This is a genomic window from Alteromonas sp. AWM4_230 (assembly GCF_056158305.1).
Window position 1 is genome coordinate 970397 of the sequence record NZ_JBSWTB010000001.1, and the last position, 16162, is coordinate 986558.

Sequence of the window (16162 nt, forward strand, 5' to 3'; positions counted from 1 at the left end):
GCACAATCTTTTAGTGCAAATACTGTTATACTGTGCAGCAAATAACCACATGAACCAAAATTGGTTTGTGTGTCTAAAAAACATATTCAATGTTTTCCATAGCGCTTTTAAGAGAAAGGCCACCATCGAAGACGTTTTGAACAAAGTAATTAAAGGTAATTTAAAAATACATGAGTGATGATCCGCATTATCAGCGCGAGAAAGAAAAGTACGAAAATCCGGTAGCCAGCCGCGAATATTTAATGAGTTTATTAAAAGAACACGACAAGCCGTTGTCGTTTCTTGATATCTGTAATTTGGTGAACGCGTTCGATGAAGAAGCGCGAATTGGTATTCAGCGCCGACTACGTGCCATGGAGCGCGAAGGGCAGGTGCAATTCACTAAGCAGAAAAAGTACATACTTCAAAACCGTGATGAACTCATAAAAGGCAGAATTATCGGTCACCGAGATGGTTACGGCTTCTTGCGTCCTGAAGACAAAAGCGGTGACTTATTTATAAGTGCTGGGCAAATGAATTTGTTCCTTCACGATGACGTGGTAGAAGCGCGTATTAGCGGTACCGACCGTCGCGGCAGAAAAGAAGCCTTTGTGACGCAAGTCATTGAGCCGCGCAGCGAACCTATTGTTGGTCGTTATTTTGTTGAGCAAGGCTTTGGCATGGTAGTGCCAGACGACAGCCGTTTGCAGCATGAAATTGTCATTCCACCAGAAAGCACTAACGGCGCCCGCATGGGGCAGGTAGTAGTGGTAGAGCTTACTCAGCGTCCACGCCGTAAAATGAACCCTGTGGGAAAAATTGTTGAAGTACTTGGCGAGCATATGGCGCCGGGAATGGAAATTGAAATGGCCCTTCGGACGTTCGATATTCCACACCAATGGCCAAACGGCGTAACCAAGCAGGTGGAAAAGCTTACCGACCAAGTGCCAGATGAAGCCAAAGAAGGTCGCATCGACTTGCGCCAGCTTCCCCTTGTTACCATAGATGGTGAAGACGCCCGCGACTTTGACGATGCAGTATACTGCGAACCGCTAGACGATGGTGGCTGGCAACTATGGGTAGCCATAGCCGATGTAAGTCATTATGTAAGAACAGGCTCTGCCCTTGATGATGAAGCGCAGCAGCGCGGTAACTCGGTCTATTTCCCTGACCAAGTAATTCCTATGCTTCCAGAGGTATTGTCTAACGGTTTGTGTTCACTAAACCCTGAAGTAGACCGCCTTTGTATGGTGTGTGAAATGACTATCAGTGCAAATGGCAAACTAGAAGAATTCCAGTTTTACGAAGCGGTCATGAACTCACACGCCCGTTTAACCTACACTAAAGTGTGGAATATTCTGCAGGGCGACAAAGAACTTCATCAGCGTTACGAGCCTCATGTACCTCATTTACGTAATCTTCACGACTTGTACCGCGCGCTCAAAAAAGCCCGTGCCAAGCGTGGTGCTATTGAGTTTGAAACCCAGGAAGTGAAGTTTGTATTCAACGCCCAGCGCAAAATTGAAAATATCGTGCCTTTAGTGCGTAACGATGCGCATAAGCTTATTGAAGAATGCATGATTATGGCGAACGTAAGTGCGGCGTTGATGTTAGAAAAGCATGAAGCGCCAGCGCTATATCGTGTACACGATAAGCCAGACGCCGACAGACTTACTGCTTTTACCAGCTACTTAAGTGAAATTGGTATCCCTCATGCCATTGTAGAAGATGCTGAGCCAGCCGCGTTTACCGATGTAGTGCTTAAAACCCGCGGTCGAGTAGACGAAGAGCTTATTCAAACCATGCTGCTACGCTCAATGAAGCAAGCGGTTTACGATGGCGAAAACGTAGGGCACTTTGGTTTGGCACTAGAAGCTTACGCCCACTTTACATCACCTATCCGTCGTTACCCTGATTTAGTGGTACACCGTGCGCTGAAAGGTATTATTGCTAAACAGCAGGGTAAAAAAGCGGTAAGCGGTGCTAAAAACTACACTGTTGAAGAAATTGAGCAGCTTGGTGAACAGTGTTCAATGACAGAACGCCGCGCTGATGATGCGACTCGCGATGTGGCCGACTGGCTTAAATGCGAGTTCATGCTCGACCATGTTGGCGACACCTTCGAAGGGGTAGTGAGCTCGGTTACAAACTTTGGCTTATTTGTGCGTCTTACTGAATACCATATTGACGGCTTAGTACATATAACATCATTAGATGATGACTATTATCACTATGATGATGTTAAACAAGCGCTAGTGGGTGAGTCGGGCCATCGTCAGTTTAGACTTGGTGATACGGTTGAAGTAACCGTTGCGGCAGTTAACCTTGATGAAAGAAAGATTGATTTATTACTCGATAAGTCTATGCTGCGCAGCACTAAAGGCAAGAAGGTAAAAGTGAAGACAGCTAAAAAGGCTTCAGACAAACCTACTCGCTTTGATAATAAGCCCCGCTCTGGTAAAGACTCCCGTTCTGATAAGAAAGGGAGCAAAGGTAAAGGCGGCTCAAGCTCGTCTAGTCGAAGCGGTGGAAAATCGTCAAGTCGCGGCAGCGCAAAAGGCGGTAGCAGCGGAAAAACATTGTCATTGAATAAAAGAGGTAAGCGTTAAATGGCGCAGCAAGAATGGTTATACGGTTTACATGCCATGCAGTCGGTACTTGAAAAAGAGCCCGAGCGTGTAATGGAAGTGTGGGTTTTAAAAGGGCGTAACGATGAACGCTTGACCAACATTGTTAACCAAGCCCGCCGTTTCGGAATTTCAGTTCAGTTTAGTCAGCGTAAAGCGTTAGACGAGAAAGTAAACGGCGAACAGCATCAAGGCGTTGTTGCCAAAGCAAAGCCTGCTCGCGTAATGGATGAAGCGGACCTTGATAAAATACTTGAGCGAGAGTCGCAGCCGCTAATTTTAGTGTTAGATGGTATTACCGACCCTCATAACCTAGGGGCATGCCTACGTACAGCTGATGGGGCGGGCGTACACGCTGTGGTTGTACCTAAAGACAAGTCGGCAAGTTTAAACGGCACAGTGCGAAAAGTGGCCTGTGGTGCGGCTGAAGTTATGCCGCTAATCCAAATTACAAACCTTGCTAGAACCTTGAAGCACCTTCAAGACAAAGGCCTTTGGATTGTTGGCACAGCCGGTGAAACCGACAAAACTCTTTATGATGTTGACCTGAAAGGCCCTACTGCACTAGTGATGGGTGCAGAAGGCAAAGGTATGCGTCGACTAACAAAAGAAACCTGTGACGAATTGGTTAAGTTACCCATGGCTGGTAGCGTAACAAGTTTGAACGTGTCGGTAGCAACTGGCGTTTGTTTATACGAAATCGTACGACAGCGCGGTTTGTAAAGGCTCGTAGCCTGCATTCGCAGGCATAATACAGCCAACTTAATAATGTCTTTAAAAAAAGCGCGTGATCCGAGAGTGTCACGCGCTTTTTATTTTTAAGTGAAAATAATAAGAGTTTTAATATTTTGTTACATTTGAATTTGTAAAATAAATGTTAATTATGAAATTTTATTCCTAACATGAATTTGCTCGTAGAACGCATTTGGCGCGCTTTTCATCAAGTGTGGTGTTTTTTTTAGTATTTTTAAAGGTATAAAAAATACTCACCAGGGTTAAGGCAACATACTCAACTCTTTGATTAGCCGCCTAATATGAGCTCTGTAGCTAACCTGCTTATCGCTGGTTAGCTATTAACCTGACAAACGGGTAGGTCGTTGCAACGCTGTTGCGTCGGTTGTCATGGATGAGCTTTTCGTATGAGGTAATGGTTATACCTGTATGTCATTTAATAACAAATAGCTTCAAAAGCACGGGTTAAAACAGTGCTGAAGTTAATAAGACAGATACAACAGGAAATAAGTTTTGAACTCAAAATTAAATAAGAAACACACATGTCTAACAGCAGCTGCACTAGCTGTATCATTTGGTTTAATGACTAATTCTGCAATGGCAGCAGGCGAAGGTCTGGTAAAAGTCAAAGAAAAACCGCAAACCCTTAAACAAGCGCTAGGCAAAAGGCTAACTGTTGACCGCCTTGTTACAGTAGACCAAGAACGCTACATCATTAAGTTTAAAGACGAAATGATAAGTGAAACGGTAGAGGTAGCCAGTTCAAGTGATACGCTTACCAGCAGCAAAGCCAAGTCAAAGGTTAAGACTAAACTGAAAAACAAGAAGCCTTTCAGCATTGCTTCAGCTAAATCCGAAGTTAGAAAAGCCGGAGGTTCAATTAAGAAAGAGCTTAAGAAGCATAAAATGGTGGCGGCTACTATGAGTAAGTCTGCGCTAAACAAGCTTCGTAAAAACCCTAATGTAGAAAGTATTGAAGTAGATGTTCGCCGTAAGCCTATGGCGCAAACTACCCCTTACGGCTACACCATGGTACAAGCAAATCAGTTTGGTCAGTCAGATACTACAGCTCGCAAGGTATGTATTATCGATACGGGTTATAACCTAGGTCACCCAGATCTGCCTGGAACCAATGATGGCGTTACAGGTCAAGCTAACAACAGTGCTGTTGGTAACTGGTATAACGACGGTAACGGTCACGGTACTCACGTAGCGGGAACCATTGCGGCCTATGATAACAATGAAGGTGTTGTTGGTGTTTACCCTGGCGTGGATATGCATATCGTTAAAATCTTTAACGATAATGGCCAATGGACTTATGCGTCTGACCTAATTGATGCGATTACTCAGTGTCAAGATGCGGGCTCAAACGTAGTTAACATGAGCTTAGGTGGCGGCAGTTCATCTACTACCGAACGAAATGCTATGCAGAGCTTTACTGATGCTGGAATGTTATTGGTAGCGGCTGCGGGTAACGATGGTAACAGTGCAAAGTCTTATCCTGCTTCTTACGATGCAGTAATGTCGGTTGCAGCGGTAGACTCAAACGAAAACCGCGCAAGCTACAGCCAGTATAACGACCAAGTTGAAATTGCTGCGCCAGGAAGTGCCGTGCAATCTACTTACCCAACTAATACCTACGCGTCTTTAAGCGGCACATCAATGGCTACGCCACACGTGGCAGGTGGTGCTGCATTGGTGTGGAGCTACTTCCCGCAGTGTTCAAACAATCAAATACGTAATGCGCTAAATGCAACAGCCGAAGACAAAGGCAGTGCTGGACGCGACAACTTTTATGGCTATGGTTTGATGCAGTTAGCTGATGCGTATAACTACTTGAACACCAATGGCTGTGATGGAAGCGGCACGGGTGGTGGTGGCGGCTCTGAGCCAGGCGTAGAGCCAGTATCAGGTCAATTAACAGGCCTTTCAGGCACTCGCAGAAACTGGGATCGCTACACTTGGACTATCCCAGAAGGTGTATCGCAAATGACCATTCGTACCTCTGGTGGCTCAGGTGATGCTGACCTTTATGTGAAGTTTGGCTCACAGCCAGAAACGAACAGCTACGATTGTCGCCCTTATCAAAACGGTAATAGCGAAGTATGTACATTTGATGCGCCAGCATCGGGTACTTGGCACATAGGTATCCGCGCATACTCATCATATAGCGGTGTGACGCTTTCATACTCGTATGAATAACTAACGCAGTAAACAAACGATACTTTCAAAGCCTGCATTTGCAGGCTTTTTTGTTTCTTTTCTACCAGCATTTTATCAATACATCCCCCGTCGAGAGAGCTTCTGCAAAAAGTTGCTGCTGGTTGCGAACTGTCAAGTTATACAAAGAAAAGTAAGCTTTGCAAAGATAGCGTAAAGCTCTGAACTAAGACCTTCTCAGATAGCCATATCGCTGTATTGTGCGAGCCAATATAAGCACTTTTTACGTGTGCCTGCTTGCGTTAACGCAGTCTTAAACCAATAAAGAACAACTTCAAAGGACATTCAATTTATGCAATTGACCTCTCACTCTTTGCTAAGGGGAACTTGGTTCCGTGCAGCGGCAATGGGGCTTGTAGCGCTACTAGGGCTTACCGCATGTGGTGGCTCAGACAGTAGTAGCTCAGATTACTCTTATGCTTACATACAGTTTTATAACGCATCACCTAATGGCGCGAATGTTGAAATGCGAGAGGTTGATGGAGATAGCTTTGGTTCAGCTCAATTTGGTGATGCTACCTCAATGTACTCGATGGATGACGGCGAATACGAAATTGAGTTCATTCGTACTGACTCAGATGACCAAGAAGTTTACATTGACGAAATTACCGTAGATTTAAAAAATGGCTATAAAACCATTGTTGTGATGAGTGGTGATTTTAGCAACCCGACTTTCACAACCTATTCCTATGAGCGCGAAACACTAGAAGACCATTTCCGTTTGTTTGCGCTCTCTGTGGCCGTAGATGATTCATCATATGATTTCTACATGAGTGAATCGGGCGATCCGTTTGAAGCGGCTAATTTTCTTGGCACCGTGACCACTGGTGACATGATAGAGTTTGACTATTGGGATGCTGATGACGACAGCGAATACTTTGATGAAGATGAATATACAATTTACCTTACCGAGCCAGGTAGCGATGAGGTGGTATTCGAATCGCAAACGATAGATTTCGTTTACGAAACTGAGTATTTAATGACCCTTCGTGATGTAAGCGGCGCTATTCAAGAAGGGCTTGTGGTCGACACGGTATTAAACTCTTCAACAGTAACAGCGTTGACCGACGTTGAAGCTGATTCGCAGTATCGTATATACAACTCTACCAATCTAGATGCCGAGCTAAATGTTACCTTTGGCGGTAATACAGACGAAGAAGACGTAAGCTTTACGCTAGCAGCGGGTGAGATGTCAGAATTTAGTGCTATACGCTATGGCGATTATCGCGTAACCGTTACTGACCCATCAGGTACAGTTACATCGCTTAGCAATAAGCTAATCACCCTTAACCAAGGTGAGAGTAAAGCTATCCTTATCTACAACACTAACAACCAACTAGGTGCAGCAACCTTTGTTGAAAGTGGTTTGCCGCAGGCATATGACAAGACCGTTAACTTTATCAACTTAGTCAGCGACTTCGATGATGTGGATTTTTACTTAGTAAGAAACGATGAAACCATTGATACCGCAGAATACGATATACAGAACCTGGAGTTTGCTGAAAGCACCAGCGAAGTGCTGCCGTCAGATTATTACGAAGTAATTGCGGTTTACGAGGACGATAATGAAGAGCAAGTGCTTCTAGATAGAACGTCTCTGTATGGTTTTACTGAAGAGGAAAACTACATCGTAACTGTAGAGCCAGCAGATACCGCAACAGGATATGAAATAAACGTGCTTTATTAATTAGTTAGTCTATTTATTATACTAATTGATAATGCGGAAAACTTTCATCTTGTGAAATATCCCATAAGTTTAAAAGGTCAATGTTAGTACATTGGCCTTTTTTATTTGCAGTCTGGGAGGGCTAAAATCCTCATGAGTATTATTCGAGATCTTCAAGTTATATCTGATGATAAGGCTATGTCATTAGATGAAAAGTTAGAAAGTTTGTTGCGTATCGGTACAGAAGCGCTTCGTTTAGAAACAGGGATCGTAAGTAATATTCAGGGAGAGCGGTATAGCGTGCTAAGCGTTGTCACTCCCAACGGTGACATACCAAAAGGCGCTGAATTTTCCCTTTGCGATACGTATTGTGCTGATGCTGCAAGGGCCGACACGGTCATTGCCTACCATAATATTGATGTGCAACCTGGTGCTTCACATCCTTGTTTCGATAAATACACGCTAAAAAGTTACCTCGCTTCTCCTATTCGCGTATTCGGTGAGTTCTACGGTACGGTAAACTTTTCCTCGCTGTCTTCAAGAAATGAACCGTTTAATGAACTAGAAACGGATTACTTATTACTGCTTGCCACTTGGATTGGCAATGAACTTGAACGGCAGCAGTCTATGAGTAATCTGAATGCCCAAAAGGTCATGTTTGAGGAGCGAAACTCCCTGTTAAAACAAGTAACAAATTTGGCTGGGGTTGGAACATGGGAACTAGATGTAGAAAGCGGCTCGATAATCTGGTCGGGTGCACTAAAGCGCATGCTTCATGTTCACAGTGATCGCGTGATGGTAGCCGAGGATATACTGAAATTTATCGTCGATGAGGAGCATCGTAAAAAATACGCTGAAAAATTTAAGCAAACAATGCAAACAGGGGAAGATTTCTTATACAAAGTAGAGATTCGAACCGATGCAGGTGAAAAGCGTTGGATTGAAAGCAGAGCCCATCCCATAATGGACAACGGCAGGTGCGTAAGAGTAGTAGGTGCTACCGTCGATATTACGCAAATGCAGATAGACAAGGCTGTTCTACAGCATAAAAGCGACTTGGCGCAGAACGCCCTCAAAGCGAGAGGTGAATTTTTGGCTAATGTGAGCCAGGAAATACGTACGCCAATTCATGGCGTTCAGGGGATGCTAGAAGCGCTAATGGCGTCGCCATTAAATTCGAAACAAATGGAATTAGCCTCCCTTGCTGCGCAAAGCGCAGATTCCCTCCTCAACATTGTGAACGACATCTTGGACTTTTCAAAAATTGACGAAGGGGAACTAGTCTTTGAAGACGGGCCTACTAACTTTGAAGAAACGATTGAAGAACAGATACCCATGTTCACAAGTCTTGCACAGGAAAAAGGGATAACGTTTAGCGTAAATACATCAGCGCTCAAAGGCCAAACTTTTATTGCTGATAAGTTGCGGTTAGGGCAGGCACTGATCAACCTGGTAAACAACGCTTTTAAGTTTACCAAAGAAGGTGAAGTAACCGTTGAGACAAGGTGTGTGCGTTACGGTAAAGGGCGCTATCGGGTTAAATTAATTGTGACTGACACAGGTATTGGTATCAGCGCTCAGCAGCAGAAAATAATCTTCACGCCGTTCATGCAAGCAGACAGTTCTACACAAAAACTTTTTGGTGGAACAGGTTTAGGCTTGTCAATCGTTAAACGAATAGTAGAACACTATAACGGAAAAATTGAAGTGAGTAGTGAGTTGGGTATTGGCGCTCGCTTTACCGTTACGCTCACGTTAGATGATGCAAATGCAGGCGCTATTGCAAGTAAAATAGTTACTCAGAACGATACTTACATACCAAGTAAAGAAGAGCTGAGGGCGTTTAAAGCGCTTGTCGTAGAAGATAACGAGATAAACCAGCTTGTTATCAAAGAGCAGTTGAAAGAGATAGGTCTTGTTAGTGATTTAGCGGTAAACGGTGAGGATGCCCTAGAAAAGGTTAAGCGTTCAATGGCTGAAAAGTCACCATATGCGCTAATATTTATGGACTGCCATATGCCCGTTATGGACGGCTTAGAGGCAACCAAACAAATTAGGCTAATAAATCAACAGACCGCCGAAGTTCCTATAATCGCCTTAACGGCAAATGTTTCGACAGGAGAAAAAGAAAAATGCTTGAAATCTGGCATGGATGACTTCATATCAAAACCTGTTGGTGTAAGTCGCTTGAAAGAATGCGTTTTTCGACATATGAGTAAGCAGTTTGTAAACACTGTTTCGGCGTTAAAAGATCCTGCTTGATAACCTATGACGTGGTTATCGGCCCCGACTTTTAGTCGGGGCTTTTTTATTGCTCACATAGTTTAAAAATAATTCAATTTACCGCTATCACTTCCTAAAGTTTTCTGTTATTATTTCGCGCCCTTTTTATGGGGGTATGTACATAAAAGCAACGATATCCAGTTGTTTTTAGCAGCACTAACGACTCGGGAGAGTCTTAATTTAAGAGCGGAGCACTAACATGATCCAAATGCAAACTAACCTGGACGTTGCAGACAACAGCGGCGCTCGCAGGGTTCAGTGTATTAAGGTTCTTGGTGGCTCGCATCGCCGTTATGCAGGTATCGGTGACATCATCAAAGTTACTGTTAAGGAAGCAATTCCTCGCGGTAAAGTTAAAAAAGGTGACGTACTGAATGCAGTGGTGGTGCGTACTAGAAAAGGCGTTCGTCGTGCAGATGGTTCTACCATTCGTTTTGACGGTAACGCGGCTGTTATGCTTAATGCTAACAAGCAACCAATTGGTACGCGTATCTTTGGCCCGGTTACCCGTGAGTTGAGAAGTGAAAACTTCATGAAAATCATCTCATTGGCCCCAGAGGTACTATAAGGAGTCACGATAATGGCTAATAAAATTCGTCGTGATGATGAAGTAGTCGTATTAGCGGGTAAAGACAAAGGCAAACAAGGCAAAGTCCTTAAAGTGCTTATTGCTGATAACCGTGTAATTGTAGAAGGCGTTAATCTTGTCAAGAAGCACACTAAGCCAAACCCACAACTGGGCGTAGCTGGTGGCATCGTTGAAAAAGAAGCTTCTATTCACGTTTCTAATGTTGCGATTGTTAACCCGGCAACGGGCAAAGCAGATCGCGTTGGTTTCCGTTTCGAAGATGAGAAGAAAGTACGTTTCTTCAAGTCTAACGGCGAACTTGTTTAATTATATTGGAGAGTACGATGGCGAAACTGCATGATTTCTATAAAGAAACAGTAGTAGCTGAACTTGCTAAGCAGTTCGGATACAAAAGCGTCATGCAAGTCCCTCGGATTGAAAAAATCACTCTAAACATGGGTTTAGGTGAAGCAGTTGCTGACAAAAAGGTACTTGAGAATGCTCAAGCTGACATGACGGCTATCGCCGGTCAGAAGCCTGTTGTTACAGTTGCTAGAAAATCAGTAGCGGGTTTTAAAATCCGTGAAGGTTATCCGATTGGCTGTAAAGTAACCCTACGCGGCGAGCGTATGTGGGAATTCCTAGAGCGTTTGATTTCAATCGCTATTCCACGTGTTCGCGATTTCCGTGGTTTGAATCCTAAATCATTCGACGGACGTGGTAACTACAGCATGGGCGTGCGTGAGCAAATCATTTTCCCTGAAATCGATTTCGATAAAGTGGATAAGGTTCGCGGTATGGATATTACTATCACTACCAGTGCGAATACTAATGACGAAGCACGTGCTCTGCTGGACGCGTTTAACTTCCCATTCAAAAAGTAGGGGTGTAGGGTTATGGCAAAAGAATCAATGAAGGCACGCGAAGCGAAGCGTACTAAGCTAGTGGCTAAGTATGCTGAGAAGCGCGCCGCACTTAAAGCGATTATCAGCGATGTTAACGTTTCTGAAGAAGAGCGTTGGGACGCTGTTCTGAAGCTACAACAACTGCCACGTGACTCTAGTTCTTCACGTCAACGTAACCGTTGCCGTGTAACTGGTCGTCCACATGGTTACCTACGCAAATTCGGTCTTAGCCGTATTAAGCTTCGCGAAGCAGCGATGCGCGGTGAAGTCCCTGGCCTTAAGAAAGCCAGCTGGTAAGGAGTAGCTGATAATGAGCATGCAAGATCCTATCGCGGATATGTTTACCCGCATCCGTAACGGCCAGATGGCACAGAAAGTTTCTGTGACTATGCCTTCTTCAAAACTTCGCGTTGCAATCTGTGAAGTATTGAAAGCTGAAGGTTATATCACTGACTTCGCTGCTTCTGGTGACGTTAAGCCTGTTTTAGAAGTTACGCTTAAGTACTTCGAAGGCAAGCAAGTAATTGACACTATCGAACGTGTAAGCCGTCCTGGTCTGCGCATCTATAAGAAAAAAGATGAGCTTCCAAAAGTTATGGGTGGTTTAGGCGTAGCTATCGTGTCGACTTCTAAAGGTGTGATGACTGACCGTGCAGCGCGTAACGCTGGCATGGGCGGTGAGATCATCGGTTATGTAGCATAACGGAGGAGTTGAAATGTCACGTATAGCAAAAGCCCCAGTAGACGTTGTATCAGGTGTAGAAGTTTCTATCTCTGGTCAAGAAGTTACTGTTAAAGGTAGTAAAGGCACTTTGACCCGCGTTTTCAACGACGCTGTAGAAGTTGCACAGGAAGAGAACCAACTTAAAGCACTTCCACGTGAAGGTTTCGCTGACAGCTGGGCACAAGCAGGTACTGCTCGCTCTATCCTAAACGCAATGGTTCAAGGTGTTTCAGAAGGTTTCGAGAAAAAACTTACATTGTTAGGTGTTGGTTACCGTGCACAAGCACAAGGTGCCAAGCTAAACCTTACACTAGGTTTCTCTCACCCTGTAGTATACGAAATGCCTGAAGGCATTACGGTTGAAACTCCTAGCCAAACTGAAATCGTCGTTAAAGGCGCCGATAAGCAGGTGGTTGGTCAGGTTGCGGCGAACATTCGTGGTTACCGTCCACCAGAGCCTTACAAAGGTAAAGGTGTACGTTACGCTGACGAACACGTACGTCGTAAAGAAGCTAAGAAAAAGTAGGTGGGTGATACGATGGATAAGAAAACAGCTCGCATTCGTCGCGCTACTCGCGCACGAGCAAAAATTCGTGAACTGGCCGCGCATCGCTTGGTAGTTAACCGTACACCTCGCCACATCTACGCTCAGTTAATCGCTCCTTGCGGTTCTGAAGTGTTGGCAGCGGCTTCAACTGTTGAGAAAGATCTTGCGAAAGATCTTAAGTCTACAGGTAACGCTGAAGCAGCGACGGTAGTCGGTAAAGCAATCGCAGAGCGCGCGCTTGAGAAAGGCATTAAAACAGTGGCTTTCGATCGTAGTGGTTTCCAATACCACGGTCGCGTTAAAGCATTAGCTGATGCAGCTCGCGAAGCTGGTCTTCAGTTCTAGGAGTTTATAATGGCTAAACAAGACGTTCAAAATGGTGAATTTCTAGAGAAATTGATCGCTGTAAACCGCGTTTCTAAAGTGGTTAAAGGTGGTCGTATCTTTAGTTTCACTGCATTGACAGTAGTGGGTGACGGTAACGGTCGCGTTGGTTTTGGTTACGGTAAGGCACGTGAAGTACCTGCTGCAATCCAAAAAGCAATGGAAAAGGCACGTCGCAACATGGTTGACGTAGACCTTAACGGTCACACGTTACAGCACCCGATTAAAGGTCGTCACTCTGGCTCTAAAGTTTACATGCAGCCAGCATCTGAAGGTACCGGTATTATTGCCGGTGGTGCGATGCGTGCAGTACTTGAAGTAGCTGGTGTACAAAACGTACTTTCAAAATGTTACGGCTCTACAAACCCAATCAACGTTGTACGTGCAACAATCAACGCGCTAACAGAAATGAATAGCCCGGCGAAAGTTGCTGCGAAGCGTGGATTGTCTGTAGAAGAAATTTTGGGGTAATCAGACATGGCAACGATTAAAGTAAAGCAAACTAAAAGTGCAATTGGCCGCTTGCCAAAGCACAAAGCTACGCTTAAAGGTTTAGGCCTTCGTAAAATCAACCATGTTCGTGAACTGGAAGATACCCCAGCCGTTCGTGGCATGATCAACCGTGTACATTACATGGTTGAGATAGTGGAGGAGTAAGACATGCGTTTAAATACAATTTCTCCAGCCGAAGGTTCAAAGCCTACTGGTAAGCGTTCTGGTCGTGGTATCGGCTCAGGTCTTGGTAAAACAGGTGGCGTAGGTCACAAAGGTCAAAAAAGCCGTTCAGGTGGCCGTGTTAAGCCAGGATTCGAAGGTGGTCAGATGCCTATCCAGCGTCGTCTTCCTAAGTTCGGTTTCACTTCACGCAAGAGCTTTGTTACTGATCAAGTAACTCTTGCTGAAATCGCGAAGGTTGATGGTGATACTGCGTCTCTTGAGACTTTAAAAGCAGCTGGACTTGTTAAGAAAGAAATCCAGTTCGTTAAAGTTGTAAAGAGCGGTGAAGTTTCACGCGCTGTTACAGTAAGCGGGTTAAAGGTTACTAAAGGCGCTAAAGAAGCGATTGAAGCTGCTGGCGGTAAAGTAGAGGAATAAGCTAGATGGCTAAACCAGGATTGGATTCAGGCGCTAAAAGCGGCTTGAGTGAGCTTAAGGCAAGATTGTTGTTCGTACTTGGTGCGATTGTTGTATTCAGACTAGGTTCTTATGTTCCTATCCCTGGCATCGATCCAGCGGTACTTGCTGACTTGTTCGAGCAACAAAAAGGCACCATTGTAGAAATGTTTAACATGTTCTCTGGTGGTGCGCTTGAGCGTGCATCCGTTCTGGCTTTGGGCATTATGCCATACATTACTGCATCCATTATCATGCAGTTGCTCTCGGTGGTTCACCCACCGATGGTGGAGCTTAAAAAAGAAGGCGAAGCAGGCCGTCGTAAAATTAGTCAGTACACGCGTTATCTAACGCTTGTATTGGCTATCTTCCAATCTATTGGAATTTCGACTGGTTTGCCTAACCTGATTAATGGATTGGTGATAAACCCTGGCTTCGGATTCTACTTTACGGCAGTGGTGAGTCTAGTCACAGGAACTATGTTCCTTATGTGGTTAGGTGAGCAAATTACCGAACGAGGTATTGGTAACGGTATCTCTATATTGATTTTTGCTGGTATTGTTGCCGGTCTGCCAACAGCGATAGGTCAGACTGCGGAACAAGCAAGGCAGGGCGACATTAACTTGTTGTTCCTACTGTTGATTGGCGCAATTGTTATAGCTCTTACATACCTAGTTGTATTTGTAGAGCGCGGACAGCGCAGAATTGTGGTAAACTACGCAAAACGTCAGCAAGGCCGTCAGGTTTTTGCTGCGCAAAGCACCCATTTACCGCTAAAAGTCAACATTGCTGGTGTAATTCCACCAATCTTTGCTTCTAGCATTATTCTGTTCCCGGGTACCATCGCAGGATGGTTCGGACAGAATGAATCAACAGCGTGGTTGCAAGATGTAGCGCTTATGCTATCTCCTGGTCAACCGCTGTACGTGATGTTATACGCAGCTGCGATTATCTTCTTCTGCTTCTTCTACACGGCGTTGGTATTCAACCCGCGTGATACAGCAGATAACTTGAAGAAGTCTGGCGCATTCATCCCAGGCATCCGCCCGGGTGAGCAAACGTCACGATACATTGACAAGGTAATGACTCGCCTTACACTGGCTGGCGCACTGTACATAACCTTTATTTGTTTAGTGCCTGAATTCATGCTAATCGCTTGGAATGTTCCGTTCTACTTCGGTGGTACGTCGCTTCTAATTATTGTAGTGGTTATCATGGACTTTATGGCACAAGTACAGACACATTTGATGTCTAGTCAATATGAGTCTGTGCTGAAGAAAGCTAACCTTAAAGGCTACGGCCGATAAGTTAGCCCCTTAATATTGATAGAAAGGGGAAAGATGTAATGAAAGTTCGTGCATCAGTAAAAAAGATTTGCCGTAACTGTAAAGTTATCAAGCGCAACGGTGTTGTGCGTGTAATTTGCAGTTCTGACCCAAAGCATAAGCAGCGTCAGGGCTAATCAAAGCGGAACAGAATATTTGCAAGACTAAGTGAGCAGAACCTGAATTATACTTGTCAGGTTCTGCTAGTTTTGTTTAAAAGTATTTTGAACCTTAATTTGCAATTTAGTCGACGGGTAAGTATCCTATCGGGCTTTTTAGGTCGTCGACAAATAAACAAGAGGAGTGCTGTTAATGGCCCGTATCGCTGGCATTAACATTCCTGAGCACAAGCATGCTGTAATCGCTATCCAAGCGATCTATGGCGTTGGTCCCACACGTGCGAAAAGCATTTGTGCGGGTGCTGGTGTTGCAGAAAATACAAAAATCAAAGAGCTAGACGAAGCTACTATTGATAAGCTTCGTGACGAAGTGGCTAAATTCACCGTTGAAGGTGATCTACGCCGTGAAGTCTCTATGAGCATCAAACGTTTGATGGACCTGGGTTGCTTCCGTGGTATTCGCCACCGTCGTAGCTTGCCTCTACGTGGTCAGCGCACTAAAACTAATGCGCGTACCCGTAAAGGTCCTCGTAAGCCAATTAAGAAGTAAACGGGGAGTAAGTTATGGCTAAAGCACCAGCTCGTAGCACGCGTAAGCGCGCTAAACGTCAGGTTGCAGACGGAATGGCTCATATCCATGCGTCTTTCAACAACACAATTGTGACTATTACAGACCGTTCAGGCAATGCACTAGCATGGGCGACATCTGGTGGTTCTGGTTTCCGTGGTTCACGTAAATCTACCCCATTTGCTGCACAGGTAGCTGCTGAGCGTGCAGGTGTTGCTGCACAAGAATACGGTCTTAAGAACCTTGAAGTATTCGTTAAAGGTCCAGGTCCAGGCCGTGAGTCTGCGATCCGTGCTCTTAACGCTACAGGTTATAAGATCACAAACATTACCGATGTGACCCCTATTCCTCACAACGGTTGTCGTCCACCGAAAAAACGTCGCGTTTAATCGACGGACAGTT

The 16162-nt window shown here is 44.8% G+C and carries 19 protein-coding genes; all 19 read left to right on the forward strand.

Annotated elements, in window-relative coordinates:
• Positions 1–170 precede the first annotated feature (170 nt).
• The 19 genes from rnr (at position 171) to rpsK (ending at position 16149) form a co-directional block, all read left to right on the forward strand.
• Positions 171–2588: a ribonuclease R gene (gene rnr / locus ACXACS_RS04180; RefSeq protein ID WP_474804417.1), complete on the forward strand. Its 2418-nt coding sequence runs from the start codon at positions 171–173 to the stop codon at positions 2586–2588.
• Positions 2589–3329, forward strand: coding sequence for a 23S rRNA (guanosine(2251)-2'-O)-methyltransferase RlmB (gene rlmB, locus ACXACS_RS04185; RefSeq protein WP_474804420.1), 741 nt, complete (start codon positions 2589–2591; stop codon positions 3327–3329).
• 522 nt (positions 3330–3851) lie between these two features.
• A complete protein-coding gene (locus tag ACXACS_RS04190; RefSeq protein ID WP_474804423.1) occupies positions 3852–5540 on the forward strand; it encodes a S8 family serine peptidase in 1689 nt (562 codons plus the stop codon).
• A 310-nt stretch (positions 5541–5850) separates the two neighbouring features.
• Positions 5851–7245 (forward strand): DUF4397 domain-containing protein, encoded by a 1395-nt coding sequence (locus ACXACS_RS04195; protein ID WP_474804426.1) that lies wholly within the window; start codon positions 5851–5853, stop codon positions 7243–7245.
• A gap of 132 nt (positions 7246–7377) precedes the next feature.
• Positions 7378–9486: a GAF domain-containing hybrid sensor histidine kinase/response regulator gene (locus tag ACXACS_RS04200; protein WP_474804429.1), complete on the forward strand. Its 2109-nt coding sequence runs from the start codon at positions 7378–7380 to the stop codon at positions 9484–9486.
• Positions 9487–9706: 220 nt separating this feature from the next.
• Positions 9707–10075, forward strand: a complete 369-nt coding sequence (gene rplN, locus ACXACS_RS04205; RefSeq protein WP_012519228.1) for a 50S ribosomal protein L14 — start codon at positions 9707–9709, stop codon at positions 10073–10075.
• Between the two features lie 12 nt (positions 10076–10087).
• Entirely contained in the window at positions 10088–10402 is a 315-nt protein-coding gene (gene rplX, locus ACXACS_RS04210; protein WP_014950912.1) for a 50S ribosomal protein L24, read from the forward strand.
• Between the two features lie 17 nt (positions 10403–10419).
• Positions 10420–10959 carry a 50S ribosomal protein L5 gene (gene rplE, locus ACXACS_RS04215; RefSeq protein WP_012519226.1) on the forward strand — a complete coding sequence of 180 codons (540 nt, stop codon included), beginning with the start codon at positions 10420–10422 and terminating at the stop codon, positions 10957–10959.
• A 12-nt stretch (positions 10960–10971) separates the two neighbouring features.
• Complete coding sequence (rpsN, locus tag ACXACS_RS04220; RefSeq protein ID WP_012519225.1) at positions 10972–11277, forward strand: 30S ribosomal protein S14; 306 nt, start codon at positions 10972–10974, stop codon at positions 11275–11277.
• Between the two features lie 13 nt (positions 11278–11290).
• Positions 11291–11683, forward strand: coding sequence for a 30S ribosomal protein S8 (rpsH, locus tag ACXACS_RS04225; RefSeq protein ID WP_012519224.1), 393 nt, complete (start codon positions 11291–11293; stop codon positions 11681–11683).
• Between the two features lie 13 nt (positions 11684–11696).
• Complete coding sequence (gene rplF, locus ACXACS_RS04230; RefSeq protein ID WP_334059908.1) at positions 11697–12230, forward strand: 50S ribosomal protein L6; 534 nt, start codon at positions 11697–11699, stop codon at positions 12228–12230.
• A 12-nt stretch (positions 12231–12242) separates the two neighbouring features.
• Complete coding sequence (gene rplR / locus ACXACS_RS04235) at positions 12243–12596, forward strand: 50S ribosomal protein L18 (RefSeq protein WP_014950908.1); 354 nt, start codon at positions 12243–12245, stop codon at positions 12594–12596.
• A 9-nt stretch (positions 12597–12605) separates the two neighbouring features.
• A complete protein-coding gene (gene rpsE, locus ACXACS_RS04240; RefSeq protein ID WP_012519221.1) occupies positions 12606–13106 on the forward strand; it encodes a 30S ribosomal protein S5 in 501 nt (166 codons plus the stop codon).
• A gap of 6 nt (positions 13107–13112) precedes the next feature.
• Positions 13113–13292, forward strand: coding sequence for a 50S ribosomal protein L30 (gene rpmD, locus ACXACS_RS04245; protein WP_012519220.1), 180 nt, complete (start codon positions 13113–13115; stop codon positions 13290–13292).
• Positions 13293–13295: 3 nt separating this feature from the next.
• Positions 13296–13730 carry a 50S ribosomal protein L15 gene (gene rplO / locus ACXACS_RS04250; protein WP_012519219.1) on the forward strand — a complete coding sequence of 145 codons (435 nt, stop codon included), beginning with the start codon at positions 13296–13298 and terminating at the stop codon, positions 13728–13730.
• 5 nt (positions 13731–13735) lie between these two features.
• A complete protein-coding gene (secY, locus tag ACXACS_RS04255; protein WP_012519218.1) occupies positions 13736–15055 on the forward strand; it encodes a preprotein translocase subunit SecY in 1320 nt (439 codons plus the stop codon).
• A 38-nt stretch (positions 15056–15093) separates the two neighbouring features.
• Positions 15094–15210: a 50S ribosomal protein L36 gene (rpmJ, locus tag ACXACS_RS04260; protein WP_012519217.1), complete on the forward strand. Its 117-nt coding sequence runs from the start codon at positions 15094–15096 to the stop codon at positions 15208–15210.
• A gap of 175 nt (positions 15211–15385) precedes the next feature.
• Positions 15386–15742 (forward strand): 30S ribosomal protein S13, encoded by a 357-nt coding sequence (gene rpsM, locus ACXACS_RS04265; RefSeq protein WP_012519216.1) that lies wholly within the window; start codon positions 15386–15388, stop codon positions 15740–15742.
• 14 nt (positions 15743–15756) lie between these two features.
• Positions 15757–16149 (forward strand): 30S ribosomal protein S11, encoded by a 393-nt coding sequence (rpsK, locus tag ACXACS_RS04270; RefSeq protein ID WP_012519215.1) that lies wholly within the window; start codon positions 15757–15759, stop codon positions 16147–16149.
• Positions 16150–16162: the final 13 nt, after the last annotated feature.